This is a genomic window from Bacteroidetes bacterium SB0662_bin_6, from assembly GCA_009839485.1.
Lineage (GTDB): Bacteria > Bacteroidota > Rhodothermia > Rhodothermales > VXPQ01 > VXPQ01.
Window position 1 is genome coordinate 65,972 of sequence record VXPQ01000001.1, and the last position, 16,107, is coordinate 82,078.

The following is a 16,107-nucleotide window of genomic DNA, read 5'->3' on the forward strand; positions in this document are numbered from 1 at the left end:
GGAAGCCGTACATGCCCTGTTTAACGCGCCCCGTTCGGGGCAGCCGTCGAAGCAGCATCCATGACCTCCCGAATGGCCTCGACCACAAAATCCGGCGCCTCCCGGTGAAACCACGTTCCACTGCGCCGGGTCTGCACATGCCGGCGCCATGTGAGCCCGTCCAGCAGCTCTTCCCGTAATTCGGCCCTGGCCCGGACCCCGGCCTCCGTTTCGCCCACCCAGCGTGGAGTTTCGGGAGTTTGCAGGGATGTGAGCACAGCCACGGGAATATCCGGCAGCACCCCGGCGCCTGGAAACGCGCCTGTTTCCATCATATCCCTGTATATCCCGAATTCGCCGCGTTCCGCATCCGAAGCGAGACCGTATAACATATTCCTTCCGGCAAGATATCGATCCATGGACTCCTTATCCATGGCGCCAAGTCTTTGCCCTTCCCCTTCATGCACCGGTTCCACCAGCACCAACCCTGCTACGGCATCCGGATAGCGCACCGTAAATGTCCGGGCGAAAACGGCTCCGAGTCCATGCGCCACGAGGATGTACGGCGGCTCAACCTCCAGATTCTGCAAGAGGGTATGGAGTTCTTCCGCAATTCCGGGGAGTGTCGTTTCGGACTGACGGGACGACGGCAAGCCATCCGAATATCCCAGACCCGAACGCGAATACGAGATGGCCCGGGCAAACGCCTGCACATCATGGTGTACATAATCCCATACGCGCAGGTCTTCGCCCAGATCGGACACGAAAACAACGGGAATGCCTTCGCCTGCATCCAGTGCATACAGATTGTACCCCCCCGCATCCACTTTCCGCCCGAGAGGACCCTCAAGCATATCCAGCTCGCGGTATTTCACCCGCCGCTCGAGCCGATCCAGGCGCTGTTGCACCCGCTCCCAGGAAAAGCGATCCACAGATGTAACGCCGCCGGGCGGAGCGAGCGTCACCGGCCCCATGCTTGCCTCCTCATCGGAACAAACCCCCACAAACACTCCGTCCGGCTCCCGCTCGAGCTCGCAATGTATGCGCATGGAAGGCCACCAGGCAAAGGACAGCATCCCCTCCAGCAAACGCACTCCCTCCACACGGAATTGATCCTGCGTAAGGTGTTCGACATGCAGGCGCGCCTCCGTCGACTCGCCGGCCTCGGGAAAAACGATCGTCACGCCGAAAGGCGTACCGCCGGGATTCTGCATGAATCCGGTCCATCTGCCTGCCTCTATGATATCGTCGGCCGGCACGGAAGTTTGGGCCTGAGCATGCCGAAGATCACACGAAAGAAGGAATACAGCGGCGCAAAACGCCATCGCGACAAAACGCATGGGTACGTAAAACGGTTGGTTCATTGCAGAAAAAGCAAAAAATGCATTATCCTTCGCTCGCCATACGGGCAAGCGTATTCAGATTGTTCCGGGCGGTTCGATTGTCCGGATCGAGCCGAATCGTCATTTCCCAGGCCTGACGCGCCTCGTCATACCGCTCGGCGTTTCCGTACGCCACGCCCAGATTCAACCAGGCGTCCGTCAACGACGGATCGCGATCGACGATCATCCGGTATTGCGCGATCGCCCCGTCGGTATCGCCGCTCTCCAGCATCAGCGACGCCAGATTCACGTGCATCCGAAGATCGTTCGGAATGATGGCGATAGCCCGCTTGTAGGCATCCAGCGCCCGGTCGTACATCCCCGCCTTGCGGTGCACCTCGCTCAGATGCAGCCAATTCTGCACATCGCTGGGATCCCGATTCACTGCCTCGTGCGCCTCGTTGATATCCTGCTGGATTTGCTGAGCCTCTTCGGCCAGCGCAAGATGAATCTCCGCCTCATCCTCCTCGCCAAGGCGCATCAGCGCCTGCCCGAGATTGTACTGCGCACCATGATGCCACTGACGTTCCTCGACCACCATGCGGAGTTGCGCCACGGCCTCCTCCACCTCACCCATGCGGAGTAATTGTGTCCCGATGACATAGCGGTAGTCCACGCTCTCGGGCCTGATTTTGGCAGCGCGTTTCGACAAGGCGATGGCCGTCTCGAAATCCCCCATCTCCTCATGGAGCTGCCCGAGCCACATATACGCCGTCGTATTCGTACTGTCAATCATGATAGACTGCTCGTACGACCACTGCGCACTGTCGGCCATACCGAGTTTCGCATAGGTGCGCCCCATTTCGAGATACAAATGCGTATTCGGCATGACCGCCTCCTCGCGCCGGAAAGCGTCAATCGCATCCCGGAGTTGCCCCCTGCGAAAATAATTGATGCCGATATTCATGTGCGCCCCCCGGTACTGCTCGTCTGCGGCAAGGGCGGTGGCGTACGCTGCATTGGCAATCTCGAGCTGGTTCAGATCCGTGTAGATTCTGCCGCGCAGGAAGTAGGTATCCGCCAATTCCGGCACATACTTCTCTACGCTGTCGGTGAGCGCCAGCGCATGCAGATAATTCCCCTGACGCCACGCAGCCTCGGCCTGAAGCATAAACCGTTGTACGTTCAGATCCAGCGATTCGCGGAGCTCTTCTGTCCGGGTAAGCGACTCCTCCGCGTCCTGCTGCGCGCATCCTGCAAGCAGGCAGGCGACCGCCACCATGCAAAACCGTCGTATCATATCATTTTTCCTGTTCACGAAGAACCTTGTGCACGATTACCGGAGTTCTCCGGAGTGCCCTGCGGCAGGTTCCGCCGGGCGCAACGCAGCGGATCCTTCGACAAGAATCACTTCCTGTCCGGCCTCCACCTCCGCAAAGCGCTCAACAAGGCCGCTCGGCCAATGCACTATTAGACTATCTATTTGCCGACGTGCTCCCAACCCGAATACCGCAGGCAATGCGGACTGCGACAAAAAACTCGAACCCGATCGGACACGGCGCTCCATGCGCAAATCGCCGACCACCGCCTCGATCCGGGCGCCGAGCGCACTGCGGTTACTGGCGCGCCCTTCCAGCCGGACATGCAGCCAACCTGATTCGTTGAGATCGTTGCGCCAGAGATGCGCCGGCCCCGCGTTTTCCAGCAGCAATACGTCGAGATCCCCGTCCCGGTCGTAATCGGCATAGGCAGCGCCGCGGGCCACCATCGGCTGCGCAAGCACACCGGTCGTTGCAGGCGCCTCATCGAATATCCCGTCGCCCCGATTCAAAAACAGCTGCGCCGGCTCCGCAAACGTCGCCCCTTCGAGAATCTCGGCAATATGCTCCAGCACATGCCCATTGGCGAGAAAGAGGTCGAGGTCTCCATCCAGATCCGCATCGAAAAGAAACAGGCCGAATGTGAGGGTCCCCATCGTCGGAAATCCGACACGGGAGATGGTGGCCCGATCCGTGAAATAACCGCCCGAAGCATGCCGGAAAACGCTCACGGTTTCCTGGGTGAAATTGCCTACGAAGATGGTCGTTTGCCCGGTGCTGTCCACCACGCCCGCATCCACCCCCATACCGGCCCGCGATTGTCCATGCTGGTCGTAGGCGACGCCGCTGCGCACCGCGGACTCGACAAACGTGCCGTCCCCGCGATTCACGAACAACAGGTTCCGCTCCGTGTCGTTGGCCACATACAGGTCGGAATGTCCATCTCCGGTTACGTCCAGCTCGGTCACCCCGAGCGTCTTGTCCAGCACGGGATCGATAGCCCCCGAAAAACCGGCTTCCTGCGTCGCATCGACGAAGGAACCATCGCCCGTGTTGCGATAGAACGTGCTGGCGACGCCCGCATAATTCTGGGGTGTGCAATAGGCTTTCTCTCCCCCATGAAAACAGGGAATATCCGTCTCGGGCGTCCAGGATACATAATTGCCCACGAATAAATCGACCCAGCCGTCCCCATCGGCATCGAAGAATGCGGCGGATGTGCTCCAGTACGCCTCGTCCGCAAGCCCCGCCTCTTCGCCGACCTCCTCAAACCGTCCGCCGTCATTGCGAAAGAGCAGGTTCTCGTGCAGGGTGGTCAGAAAAAAATCCGTATCCCCATCGTTGTCGTAGTCGGCGGCGGCCACGCCGAACCCGTATGCTTCCATGCCGCTGAGGCCCGCTGCGACGGAGACATCCTCAAACGTGCCGTCGCCCAGATTGCGATAAAGCCGCAGCGCTTCGACCGGCTCGTCGGAAACACGGGCCCAACGCCCGCCGCCCACCAGCAGAATGTCCTGCCAGCCATCGCCGTCGTAATCGAGAAACGCCCCGCCGGGTCCCACTATTTCGGGCATCCATTTCTGGCCAAGGCCTCCATTCTCGTGCCGATATGCACCGAGGCCGGCTTCCTCGGTAACCCTCGTAAAAGCAAGTGCCGCGGACAAAGACCCGGAAGAGACATCCTCTCCCCCCATACACCCGGCGGCAAGTCCCGCGCAGCACACAGCTATCGCGATGCCGGCGCAACGCATGGCCCAATGCACTCCACGACGCGTCCTGCCCATCGGGCGCCCGGATATACTCATCATGGACGGGACCCGATAGGTGTCAGATCGCCCGTCCCTTCGACAAGAAACACATCCCGACCCCCTTCCACGCCGGAAAACCGCTCGACAAGGCCACTGGGCCAGTACACGGTCAACGTATCGACTTCCTCATGACTGCCGAGTCCGAACGCAGCCACCGGCTCCGATTGCGAAAGATAACTGGATCCCGTCCGAATGCGCCGTTCCATGGTCAGTTCGCCCAGTTTGGCCGTAATGCGGGTACCAAGACCGTCGCGATTGCTGGTACGCCCCTCGACATGCACACGCAGATAGCGCCCGGTGGCCGTATCATTGCGCCAAAGATGCACCGCCCCTCCATTCTCGGTCACGAGAATGTCCTGATCCCCGTCCCGGTCGTAATCCGCATAGGCCGCCCCGCGGCCAACGAGCAGATCCGTCCATACCCCTTCTCCCGGAATAAATTCATCGAACACGCTATTCCCCCGATTCAGGAAAAGCTGTGCGGGCTGCCGGTAGCGGATACGGTCGTTCTCGCCGGTTCTGTCGGGATGCACATGCCCGTTGGCCACAAACAGGTCCAGGTCCGTATCCATGTCCGCATCCATAAGAAACAACCCGAACGTAAGGGACAGCATGCTCGGGAATCCGACGCGGGACAGGCCCGCCCGCCCGATGAACGATTCCCCCTCCTCATGGCGGTACACCCCGATCATCTCACCCGAAAAATTGCCGACGTACAGTGAATAACGGCCCGTGCTGTCCGTAATCCCTGCGTCAATGCCCATGCCGGCGCGAGCTTCTCCGTGTTCGCTGAACGCAAACCCGCTCGGTACGCCGATATCGGTGAACGTGCCGTCCGCATTATTCCGAAACAGCAAATCGCCCTCTCCGTCGTTCGCCACGGCGAGATCGGGCCAGCCGTCGAAATTAAAATCCAGTTCGGCCACGCCCAGCGATTTGCCAAGCGTCGGCATGAAACCGGCGGCTTCCGTGCGATCCGCAAACACGCCGTTCCCGTCGTTCACATAATACCGGCTCTGCACTCCGGTATACACCGCAGGGTGGCAATACAATTTGACCGTTCCCTGCGACGGACAAAAGATGTCCGTTTCGGGGATCCATGCCACATAGTTCGCCACATACAGATCAACGTCCCCGTCCCGGTCCGCATCGAAGAAGATAGCGGAACTGCTCCAGATGTCGTTCCCCTCCAGGCCCGCCTCGCGGGTGGCTTCGACGAATCGCCCTCCCTCGTTTCGAAAGAAAAAATTGTCCTCGAGACAGGTAATATAGAGGTCTGCGTCCCCGTCGTTGTCGTAGTCGGCAGCCACCATCCCGATCGTATACCCGTCCACGCCGGTGAGCCCCGCGGCTTCCGTTACCTCCGTGAAAGAGCCGTCCCCGTTATTCCGGTACAGAAACAGCGCCTGGGCCGGTATTTCAGGATCCCAATTCCCTCCGCCAAGGAGCAGAATGTCGCTCCAGCCATCGCCGTCGTAATCGAAGAATCCCCCCCCGGACCCCATTTGCTCGGGGTACCACTTGTCTCCGGCGGCGCCATTGACGTGCCTGAAGGCGCCAAGCCCGGCTTCCGCAGCCACATTCGTAAAAACAGGAAGCCGGACCCCCTCCTCATCTGCCGACTGCGGCGTGGAGAGCGAACATGCACTCAACCAACCCGCAGCGAAACAGACAAGGACAGCGCCCGGCCAGCCCGTCAACAAAAAACCGGAGATCGGATCAGAAGGAGATATTGACGGCGAAGCGCTGGATTGCGTCGAAAACACCAAAGTCCGTGTAGGCATAATCCACACCGAATCCAATGCCCGAAGCACTGTATTGCAAACCTGCTCCGAAGCTGAATCCTTCTTCCGAGTCTTCGCCCACAAAAGCGCGCCCCAACCCGCCGCGCAGGGACAGGATGTTCATGAGCGTGTACTCGCCGCCGACCTTGACATGCTCCGCAAAGTCACGCGGACGCTGCGCATCCACGGAAACCATGAAGGAATGCATGTTCGGATCCATGCTGGTGAGATCCATCACGTCCATCGAAATACCGATCTGGAACGTCAGGGGAAGTTCGAAACGCTCCCGCTCGTACACCAGCTCCCGCGAGAAATTCCGGGTGCTCATAGCGATCGTGAGGCTCTCGAAGCCCGTGTCGTACAGCACGCCGAAATCGACCGCGATGGTATTCAGCGCATAATCCTCGAAGGTGGCGGATGTACCGTCGTCAAGAGACGTAGCGCCGTCGTCCGAACGCGCCTTGGCGTGCGAGCCCAGGTCCTGCTTGGCGTACTTGACATGCGCGCCTACGGAAAAGCGATCCGTAAACGACCGGGCATACCCTACGCCTACTGCAAGCGCGGTCGGGTTATAGACCCCCGTATCGATGTAGCCGTCTTCGTTTTCCGCGCGAACCGTGCCCAGAAAATCCCCGTAATCCACGTTCACAAGGGAAAGGCCGACCACTCCGTAGTTTCCTCCGCCCGGGCGGTACGCCACGCTCGCGGCATTGTACTGGATGTCCACGAGGTAGTTCATGATGCCGAATCCCGCACTGAAATTACTCCCCATGCGAGCCATGGAAGCGGGATTGTAAAACATCGCCGACGACGAACCTGTCGTGGACGACGTCACGGCGCCGCCCATGGCGGTCGCCCTCGCATCCACGGACGCAGAGAGAAACTTGAAGCCGGTCTGACCGCGCTTGGTCGTTTCCACCTCCTCGTCCGGGCTGGGGATAAACGTCTGCGAAAACGCCGACGGGGCCGTCAGTAACCCGATGGCTACGAGGAAGCACGTAGTAACAATACTCCTTTTCATAATCAAGCCTGATTGAATGTCGATAAAGGGTCTCGTGTGTAGAGGCCTCGGGGGTGAGCCGACAAACGGCCCACCCCCTTTGCCGGGTTACCGAATGACCGTGAATTTCCGGAATACCTGATCGTTCGTTGCATTGTCGGTAATCACGGCAATGTAAATACCGCTCACGAGCAACTGCCGGGCACTTGTGGTGAGGTTCCACTTCTCGTCCCCACTGCCGTCGGTGTGTTCGATCGTCTCGATGAGTTCGCCGATCTCCGAGTAAACCCTGATCGTGCAATCTCCCGGAATGTTGAAGAAAGCGATTTCGTCCTCCTTCGTGAAACGAATGGACTGGTCGGAACCGAGATTCACCGGGTTCGGCACTACGCGAACATCCTCGATCGTCCCGGTAGCCCCGAACGGCGGTCGCTTCAGGTTGGCCGGCTGGTAGGTCTGCGTCAGGTACCGGCTGCTGCGCAGCGGCACGCCTCCGCCGGGAACCCCCGTAAGCCCATTCGGATCGTTGGGAAGGTTTTCGCCAACCGCAACGAGATAGTAGTAGTAATCCGTACCGCGGACGGCGGTCTGATCGTTAAACGATGTCGCCGAGGCAGCCAGCATGCCGCTTTCGCAATCGGGACGAGCGCCAGCCAGACAAGTGTATGGCATTTCGTCTTCCACCCGGCGAAGCCTTCCCTCCTGCGCATTCTGGTCCATACTGCTCAACGCTCCCATCAGATCGCCTGCTTCACGTACGTAGTCGTACGCCGGGCTCCACCAGACATTCCGCTCCGTACGGTACACTTCCCAACCGGTGCGCGTCGGACCGCCCGACAGCGGCTCCCAGGAAAGTTCGATCTGACCGGGCTTGCCTGCTACCGCAAACGTACTCGGCGGAAGCGGCGGCTGTGCAACGGGGTAGGTCGTGAAATTGTTCGACGCCTCGTAGACCGCCCTGGCATTCACGAAGTTCTTGAAAAGCGAATCCCTTGCCGTCAGTACCCACTGGTTCTTTGTCTGGGCCTCGAGCCCCAGATCGTACACGTCATGGAAACTGTACGCTACATCGTCCTTGATGACCCCGTCGCCGTTGGCGTCGTAGCGAATGATCGCATCCCTGTTCCGACCCGTGAGTTTATACTCCCGGCCGATAGCGAGTGCGGCGTCGAAGTCGAGACCGCCCACGGAACGTGCGAACACGATACGCACCTCATCGCCAAAAGCCATTTCGTAGGGGCCGTACGCCACCGTTGCGGCGTGGCCTCCCTGGCGGCCCTGGCTCGGATTGTTCGACGGATCCCAGAAATTGCCGTCAGGCTCGATACGATCCGCCCACATCGGGCACATACGCGTGCGGGATACATCCGAAGAGCATCCTTCGGGCGCCGGCGTGTGGTCCTCGCGCGTGAGGATGCCGTCTTCGTAATACTCGAGGTGCGGAGCTCCCGCCGCCGTCAGTTTCTCGTCCTGATCCATGAAGCCGATCGTATGCGGCTGCACATTGCGATCGAAGGAGGCGTCGCTTATGGAATTCGGAGCGTACAAAGGCATCTCCCCATCGAAATAGGCCCCGGCCAGACGACCCACCGTATCTCCTGTCGCCTGAGACCAGTGCGCTTCGAGAATCGGCGCCCCGAGGTTGTCCCAGTTGCCCGCGGAATAATCCGGCTCGTAGCCCTTCCACAGATAATACGCCGTGATGTCGAGCGGATAATCGGCATGGCCGTCGCCTACGGCGTCCACCATGCTGTACTTGCCCCACACCTGGCCGCCATCACCGATCCATGCGGCCGTATCCGTACCACGCCAGCGATGAATCCAGTAGAAATAGGTTTCCTCGAGATTCTGGCCATCCAGCTCGATTTCGGGGTCGTCGTCAGTATTCCCCGTATTCGTGAAGAGATACTCGACAATGTGGTATTCGTCGTGAAACGCATTGCTCCAGGCGTATGCGCGCTTGCGGACGGTGATGCCGATGTTCATGTTCCATACGGATTCCTGAACCCGGTCGGCCGGCAGGTTCGGATCGACCTCGCTCACAACCGCCACCCGGTCGAACGAAGCCACGCCGTCTACCGTGACCTCCGTGTCCTCCCATTTGGCAATCAACTTGTCTTCCACCGGAAAGGCGAAATCCACGCCGGGGTCGCGGGGACCGATGCGCGACGTGTAGTACGGATACGCCTGTCCGTTGGGATCCGTCCAGTTCTTGGCGCCGATCCAGAAGGCTCCGGAGCGCTCGTGCGTCGCATTCCGGTGAATGGCCGGATAGGCCATCAGGTTCGACGTTTCGTTCTTGACGCCCACCTGGGGGTACCCGTCCTGGTAGTCTCCGATGTCGATCCACGAAACGGTGAACTGGGCAGCGGCCGTACCGGCGCCCAGTACCCCCAACGTGAACGCAAGAACAGCGCCCGTGAAAAGTTTGTAACTGGCTTTCATCATGATCTCGTTCGAATGTACAGAATAACTGCCGGTGATTTCATCCCCGGATGGACACGTCGAAGGGGCGACGGACACAATGCCGCCGCCCCCCGGACGCATCAATTTGCTCTAAAAGCTTACTCGCAGACCGAGCGTGACCCGGCGCGGATTCAGGAAGGTATTGAACCGGTGGTTCGGCATATCGATGTATGCCTTGTCGTCCAGCACCTGATCCAGCTTACTACCGGAAACCTCTTGCCAGGCGCTGCCCGTCCACTCATGATACGTACCCGTATCGGCGGCATACACCCAGCCCTTCTCGAAGCCCGCATCGGGAGCCTCCGGCAGCGTGGCCTTGGCTTCGATCGGCTGCCAGGCGACATCCCAGTCGCGGAATACGCCCGGGCGGTCGTTCCCCGGAACCCATTCGTACGGCTTGGAACTGCCTTCCGGCAACTGGTCGAACATATCCTCCGGCAAATGGAGCGACCGCATGTAATCCCCGGCATCGTCTCCCTGACGTTCGAGGAACGCGCCGCCCCAGTTCAAATGCCGCAGATTGAACACATTGTCGATGTCCGCAAACAACTGCAACTGCGTGGGGCCGGCGGCAAAGTGCTTCGTAAACCGCAGGTCGAAATTCCAGTAATCCCGGTACCGGAGATTGTTGCGCACTTCCGGAATGCTTGCGGCAAAATCGCCCGCCCAGGTCAGCGCAACGCCCTGACGCCATTCGCCGAGGAGGCTGATCCGGAAATTGCCCAGGGGGGTCTTCCCGCCGACCTCTGGGCCGAAGCCCTGCGGCGTAAGCACCAGCAGATTCGCGCGGGCGAACGGCTCGGCCACCGGCGCAGACTGCCTGTAGTCCGTGGCGGTGCGCAGCCAGTTCACCATCTGGAACGAGTTCTCGAAGAAATTCGAGTACCCGAAGTTGCCCGACTTACGCTGCTGGTAGGTGAAGTTCGCAAAACCCTGGACCCACCTGCCGCGGTTCTTGGAGATGCTGAACTCCGCTCCCCGCGTATCCGAGTAATGCCACGGCATCTTCGTAGAGTAATTCACCACGCCGCCAAGGCTCTGGAAATTGACGTTCCGGGTTTCTTCCTTGTTATCCCGATAGTACCCGGAAACCCGCAGCAGGAAGAGATCCAGCACGTTCTGGTCGAAGCCCAGTTCGTACGCCACCGTCTTGGGCAGGGGGTGGTTCGGATTCGCGATCTGATCGATGCCGCCCGCCTTGGACTGCTGAATGCCCAGTACGTCGTAGGCGTCCATCATCTGGCGGAAGTGACCGTAGTTGAAGTACAACTTGCTGTTGGTCGTGATCGGGAAGGAAATGCCTACGCGGGGGCTGACGCCAATCTGGGACCCGACGGATTCTCTTGGAAGATCCTCATCCAGTCTGTCCCTGTCGAAGCGCAGGATGCCATCGTAGAATCCGTACTGCCACCATTCCGTATTCGGGTCGAAGTAATCGAGGCGCACGCCGAGATTCGCGATCATGCCCTGGAATTCGAGCTTACCCTGGACATAGGCGGCGCCCTGTACCGGCGAGCCGTCCCACGGCCAGCGCGCGCCCGACTGCGGGCCTGCCAGCGCAATGTTTATGCTCGCGTAGTTCATGTCGTAGTCGCTGTAGATCAGCTCGGCGCCCGTCTGGAAAAGAAAGAAACGATTGAGCTGGCTCGTAAGATCGAAGCGACCGGTGTACACCGTCACGGACGAGGTATCGCGCGTCTTCACCCAGTGGCCGCCCGTCGATTCGTCCGTCAGGATATTACCGCCGATCCCGGCAAAGCCAAAGGGCTCCTCACCGGAGCAATACGGCGTAGACGCACCGTCGCCGGTGACATCGGATCCGCCGCCGAAGCACACGAGACCCGCGTGCCCTTCGAAGCCCGGATTGGGGCGACCGAAGTTGTCCGTCCAGGGAACACGAACGAGTTCATACGGCTGGCAGGACTCGCCATTGGGACCCGTGCCGTCTGCCGAACATACGAACGATCCGTCCCGCAGCGTCGGAAGACGGGTCTGGTAATTCGACTCCATGCGCTGCAAGCCCACCTCGTAAAAGGTGTTCTGATTCAGCGTATGCGTGAACTGCAAGCCCAGCATGTCGTGATCGACATCGCCGATGGGCCATTGCCCGTCCGTGAACAACTCGTCCCCGCGAATGTCGATCTCCCAGATCTGCTTGCCTACGTCACGCCCCTCACTCTGCCACCATGGATACGCCGGGATCTGGCCCGTCCACAACTGCGTGCCCCGGGCGTTTTCATGCCAAAGCTGGCCGCGCTGCCGCGTGCCGAGCGCATGGGCCGTCAGTTTCATGCCGGGGCCCACGTTGGAAATCAGCTTCACCTGATAGGTATTGTCCGTGTATGCTTCCCGGTCCTGCGGATACAGATACGCCGTTTGAGATCCGCGATAAGAAGCAAGGAAGCGCAGACCGCCGAGATGCTGGCTGATACCCGGAATCGGACCGCCGATCGTGATATCGGCATCGTAATCCGGCATTGTGATCTCGTTGCTCTTGCGCCACATGTAGTGCCAGTATTCGATCATGTCCGCTTCGGTCACGTCGAACCCTTCATCGTGCAAACGGCTAATAATGCCCGCCCAACCCGGGAACGGCTTGTACTGCCGTGCTTCGTAGGCATCCCATACGCCGCCCGAACCGTTCAGCCGAACCGAGGGATCCAGCACCGGACGCGCAAACCATGTGTTGCATTCGATGACGGAAGAAGGATAGGAACAACTCGAGGGCAACTGGTGATAGGGATCGAAGGTCTTGTCCTGAGCCGGCGCAAAACGAAGGAGCGCATCCACCGTGTATTCCGTGCGGGAAGGCTCTTTCGTAGCCACATTCACGATGCCCGAGCGCACGTTTCCGTATTCCGCGCTGAACCCGCCCGTTTGCACCTGCACTTCTTCAAGCGACGTGTAACTGACGCTGGTCATGGGATCGTTGTGGCGGCCCGTGCGCATCTGCAAGCCGTCCACAATAAAGGCGACCTCGTTGAGCCCGCCGCCGCGCACTCTCATGCCCGGCTCGATGCCCGCCTGCAGATCCAGCACTTCCGAGACGCCCGCTACAGGCAGATCCTGGAAATCCTGGGCGCTCAGGTTCGCCACGTTCGCCGAAACGTCCGCCTGCACAATAGGCTGCTCGGCCACGACGACCACTTCGTCAAGTCCTACCGTTTCTTCCTGAATCTGGAAATTAACGGTGGAGGTAAGGTCGGTACTTACCTGAATTCCCTCCTGTACCGACGCCGTGTATCCGATGAACGATGCGCGCAGGTCGTACGTACCGGGACGCACATTCAGAATGTGGTAGAACCCTTCCGCATCGGTTACGGCGCCTTGCGTCGTCCCCTCGATCACGACATTCACCCCGGGAAGCGATTCTCCGGTGGCCGTATCGGTTACCTGACCAGCGATCTTGCCTTGCTGCGCCCAGGCAGTGGCCGGGATAAGCAGAGCAAGCGTAAACAGTAACTTTGCCAGTCTCATTTGCATGACCTTCTGGATTGATGTGAATGACTTCAAAAGGGCGCCTGCCGGGCATATTGCGCGGACAGAACGCCTAAAATCCGACATAGGTTACGACATCGTGAATAATAAAGCAACTCCGAAAATTTTTTCTCTTATCGCTTCCCGGCATGTCCCGGCAGGACGGTCCGTCAATCCACGGGGATGAAGAGCGTCTTGACACCCCGACGGCGCTCGAACCCTTCGAAGGCCTGCTTCCACTCCGTCACCTCACGGATATCGGTGATGAGCGGTTTCGTACGCACCTGCCCGGTTTGCAGCAACTGCAACGCGCGCAGCCAGGCGGCGGGTACGCTCGCGTTACTGCCGGTCACGACAAGCTCCTTGTAGCATACCTGGTCAAGGTCCCACGCGACCGGTTTACCGAAAAGGCCGATCTGCACATACCGCCCCCCTCGGCGAACAAGGTCCAGCAACCCCGCCGCGGCAGGTCCCGCACCCGAGCATTCGTACACCACATCGGCCCCCATTCGTTCAGGCGTAATGCCGGCAACGAGTTCCGAAGGATTATCGCGCTGCACGTTGACGATGTGGTCGGCCCCGAACGAACGGGCCATATCCAGACGGTGCCCATCGCTGTCCGTGCCGAGCATAACCACCGTCGCGCCGGCCGCCTTGATCACCTGCAATGTAAGCAGACCGATGGCTCCGGGGCCCGCCACGACCGCTACATCGCCGGGGGACACGGTCGGGGTGCTCGAAACGCCGTGGACCACGCATGCAAGCGGCTCCGTCAGGGCGCCCGCACGGAAATCCACATTGTCCGGCAGGACATGGATGTTGGAAGCCGGCACGATCACGTACCGGGTGAACCCTCCGTTGACCGCGGAGCCGATCGAAAGACGATCCAGGCACAGGTTGGCGCGCCCGGTGCGGCAATAGCGGCATGCATCGCACGTGGAAAAATAGGTCTCGGTCGTCACGCGAAGACCCGGCGCAAGATGATCCACATCGTCTCCGGCGTCCACAATTTCCCCTGCCACTTCGTGTCCGAGCACGACGGGAGGCCGCGATGGAAATTCGGCCTTATATATATGCAGGTCCGTGCCGCAGATGCCGGCAGCCTGCACACGAATCTTGACCTGTCCGGGAGCCGGGTCGGGTTCGGGGATATCGCGAAGTTCGATATGCCCCACGCCCGGGGCCACTTTCATTACGGCTTTCATGGCAACCGTTTCGTTCGACGTCCGTTAACGGGGCCTCGCCCCAAGCGTACTTGCCTTCCCTTTACATACCGCCTGAAAACCGGGTTCCGTCCTGCCCGACCATGACGCCTTTCTGCAACGCATGGTGACAGGAACCGGAAGCCATTCGCCGGATTTACCCTTTGTGGCGCCGGTTGTACCTTGCGGGCCTGCCGATGTGCGCATGCCTTCCGCATCACGCATCTTCACAAAATATTCTCACTCTACGTCATGCCTCCCACCCCACTCTATCATTATATCGAAGGCGATTGGCGCCTCCGCCGGGAAAGCTCCCTGCTGGACGTGATCAATCCGGCCACCGCCGAGCCGTTGGCGCGGGTTCCGTTCTCCTCGAAGGAAGAGGTGGACCATGCCGTGCAGGCGGCGCACAAGGCATTCCCTGCATGGCGGGCTACGCCAATCACGGAACGCATACAACACCTTTTCCGACTCAAGCAACTGCTGGAAGAACACGTCGAAGACCTTGCCCGGACCATCACGAACGAATGCGGCAAGACTTTCCGGGAAAGCCTGGGCGAGCTCCGGCGCGGCATCGAAAACGTGGAGGTGGCTATCGGAACGCCCATACTCATGCAGGGCGTGAACAACGAGGACATTGCGCGCGGCATCGACGAGCACATGATCCGGCAACCGCTGGGCGTGACCACCGCCATTACCCCGTTTAATTTTCCGGGCATGATCCCCTTGTGGTTTCTGCCCTACGCCGTCGCTACCGGCAATTGCTTCATCCTGAAGCCGAGCGAACGCGTCCCTATGACCAGCGCCCGGCTATTCGACCTGATCGACCAATGCGGCTTTCCGTCGGGTGTGCTGCAACTCGTGCACGGTAGCAAAGACACGGTGGATGCGCTCCTCGATCATCCGCTGGTGCGCGCCGTGAGTTTCGTAGGATCCACGCCGGTGGCGCGATATATCTACGGCAGGGCGGCCGCTTCGGGTAAACGCGCGCAATGCCAGGGAGGCGCCAAGAACCCGGTGGTGATCATGCCGGATGCGGACATGGACATGACGACGCAGATCATGGCCGACTCCGCGTTCGGGTGCGCCGGACAGCGATGCCTCGCCGCTTCCGTAGCCGTAACGGTAGGAAGCGCAGGCAAGGAATTTACCGAACGAATCGCGGAGGCCGCCGCAGCCCGCCGGGTGGGCTACGGTCTGGACGAGGACGTACAAATGGGGCCCGTGATTTCCGAGCAAAGCAGGCAGCGCATCGAAGAACTCATCGAAACGGGTGCGAAAGAGGGCGCCCGGGTCGTAGTGGACGGGCGGGGCAGGCAAGTCGGAGGCTACGAAGACGGGTATTTTCTTTTCCCCTCCGTGCTTTCGGATATTCCCCCGGCAAGCACGCTGTCCCGGATCGAGGTGTTCGGCCCGGTACTGAGCCTTTCCCATGTCGAGACCCTCGACGAGGCTATCCGGTTCGTAAACAACCGTCCCTACGGAAACATGGCCTGCATCTTCACAAGCAGCGGGGCGCATGCGCGCCAATTCCGCTACGAAGCGGACGCCGGCAACATCGGCGTCAACATCGGCGTGGCCGCCCCGATGGCCTTCTTCCCGTTCAGCGGCTGGAACGAAAGTTTCTTCGGGGACTTGCATGCGCAGTCCCGGCACGGCGTGGAGTTCTACACGCAAACGAAAGTGGTGGTGGAACGCTGGCCGAGCGAATGGACCCGCACCTTCTGATTTTTCCGGCCAAATATGTCCG

At 60.0% G+C, this 16,107-nt stretch carries 9 protein-coding genes; 1 reads left to right on the forward strand and 8 read right to left on the reverse strand.

The window, feature by feature from the left end; translation table 11 throughout:
• Positions 1 to 20 precede the first annotated feature (20 nt).
• The 8 genes from F4Y00_00245 to F4Y00_00280 form a co-directional block, all read right to left on the reverse strand.
• Positions 21 to 1,343 carry an alpha/beta fold hydrolase gene (locus tag F4Y00_00245; protein MYE03399.1) on the reverse strand — a complete coding sequence of 441 codons (1,323 nt, stop codon included), beginning with the start codon at positions 1,341 to 1,343 and terminating at the stop codon, positions 21 to 23.
• A 22-nt stretch (positions 1,344 to 1,365) separates the two neighbouring features.
• The gene (locus F4Y00_00250; protein ID MYE03400.1) at positions 1,366 to 2,601 is read right to left on the reverse strand and encodes a tetratricopeptide repeat protein; all 1,236 of its coding nucleotides are present in this window, start codon (positions 2,599 to 2,601) and stop codon (positions 1,366 to 1,368) included.
• Positions 2,602 to 2,637: 36 nt separating this feature from the next.
• The gene (locus tag F4Y00_00255) at positions 2,638 to 4,428 is read right to left on the reverse strand and encodes a CRTAC1 family protein (protein MYE03401.1); all 1,791 of its coding nucleotides are present in this window, start codon (positions 4,426 to 4,428) and stop codon (positions 2,638 to 2,640) included.
• Positions 4,425 to 6,212: a CRTAC1 family protein gene (locus tag F4Y00_00260; GenBank protein ID MYE03402.1), complete on the reverse strand. Its 1,788-nt coding sequence runs from the start codon at positions 6,210 to 6,212 to the stop codon at positions 4,425 to 4,427. Before F4Y00_00260 ends, F4Y00_00255 begins: the two co-directional genes overlap by 4 nt.
• On the reverse strand, positions 6,148 to 7,233 hold the full coding sequence (locus F4Y00_00265) for a PorV/PorQ family protein (GenBank protein MYE03403.1): 1,086 nt from the start codon (positions 7,231 to 7,233) through the stop codon (positions 6,148 to 6,150). Before F4Y00_00265 ends, F4Y00_00260 begins: the two co-directional genes overlap by 65 nt.
• Before the next feature lie 87 nt (positions 7,234 to 7,320).
• The gene (locus F4Y00_00270) at positions 7,321 to 9,660 is read right to left on the reverse strand and encodes a hypothetical protein (protein ID MYE03404.1); all 2,340 of its coding nucleotides are present in this window, start codon (positions 9,658 to 9,660) and stop codon (positions 7,321 to 7,323) included.
• A 108-nt stretch (positions 9,661 to 9,768) separates the two neighbouring features.
• A complete protein-coding gene (locus F4Y00_00275; protein ID MYE03405.1) occupies positions 9,769 to 13,242 on the reverse strand; it encodes a TonB-dependent receptor plug domain-containing protein in 3,474 nt (1,157 codons plus the stop codon).
• A gap of 83 nt (positions 13,243 to 13,325) precedes the next feature.
• Positions 13,326 to 14,348, reverse strand: coding sequence for an alcohol dehydrogenase catalytic domain-containing protein (locus tag F4Y00_00280; GenBank protein MYE03406.1), 1,023 nt, complete (start codon positions 14,346 to 14,348; stop codon positions 13,326 to 13,328).
• A gap of 261 nt (positions 14,349 to 14,609) precedes the next feature.
• Between F4Y00_00280 and F4Y00_00285 the strand changes: the two genes are divergently transcribed.
• Positions 14,610 to 16,085 carry a CoA-acylating methylmalonate-semialdehyde dehydrogenase gene (locus F4Y00_00285; GenBank protein ID MYE03407.1) on the forward strand — a complete coding sequence of 492 codons (1,476 nt, stop codon included), beginning with the start codon at positions 14,610 to 14,612 and terminating at the stop codon, positions 16,083 to 16,085.
• Positions 16,086 to 16,107 lie beyond the last annotated feature (22 nt).

Excerpts from the sequence above, each read along its gene's own strand:
- F4Y00_00245 (MYE03399.1), bottom strand. The coding sequence starts at position 1,343 with ATGAACCAACCGTTTTACGTACCCATGCGTTTTGTCGCGATGGCGTTT.
- F4Y00_00250 (MYE03400.1), bottom strand. The coding sequence starts at position 2,601 with ATGATACGACGGTTTTGCATGGTGGCGGTCGCCTGCCTGCTTGCAGGA.
- F4Y00_00255 (MYE03401.1), bottom strand. The coding sequence starts at position 4,428 with ATGATGAGTATATCCGGGCGCCCGATGGGCAGGACGCGTCGTGGAGTG.
- F4Y00_00260 (MYE03402.1), bottom strand. The coding sequence starts at position 6,212 with ATGCCTACACGGACTTTGGTGTTTTCGACGCAATCCAGCGCTTCGCCG.
- F4Y00_00265 (MYE03403.1), bottom strand. The coding sequence starts at position 7,233 with ATGAAAAGGAGTATTGTTACTACGTGCTTCCTCGTAGCCATCGGGTTA.
- F4Y00_00270 (MYE03404.1), bottom strand. The coding sequence starts at position 9,660 with ATGATGAAAGCCAGTTACAAACTTTTCACGGGCGCTGTTCTTGCGTTC.
- F4Y00_00275 (MYE03405.1), bottom strand. The coding sequence starts at position 13,242 with ATGTCGGATTTTAGGCGTTCTGTCCGCGCAATATGCCCGGCAGGCGCC.
- F4Y00_00280 (MYE03406.1), bottom strand. The coding sequence starts at position 14,348 with ATGAAAGTGGCCCCGGGCGTGGGGCATATCGAACTTCGCGATATCCCC.
- F4Y00_00285 (MYE03407.1), top strand. The coding sequence starts at position 14,610 with ATGCCTCCCACCCCACTCTATCATTATATCGAAGGCGATTGGCGCCTC.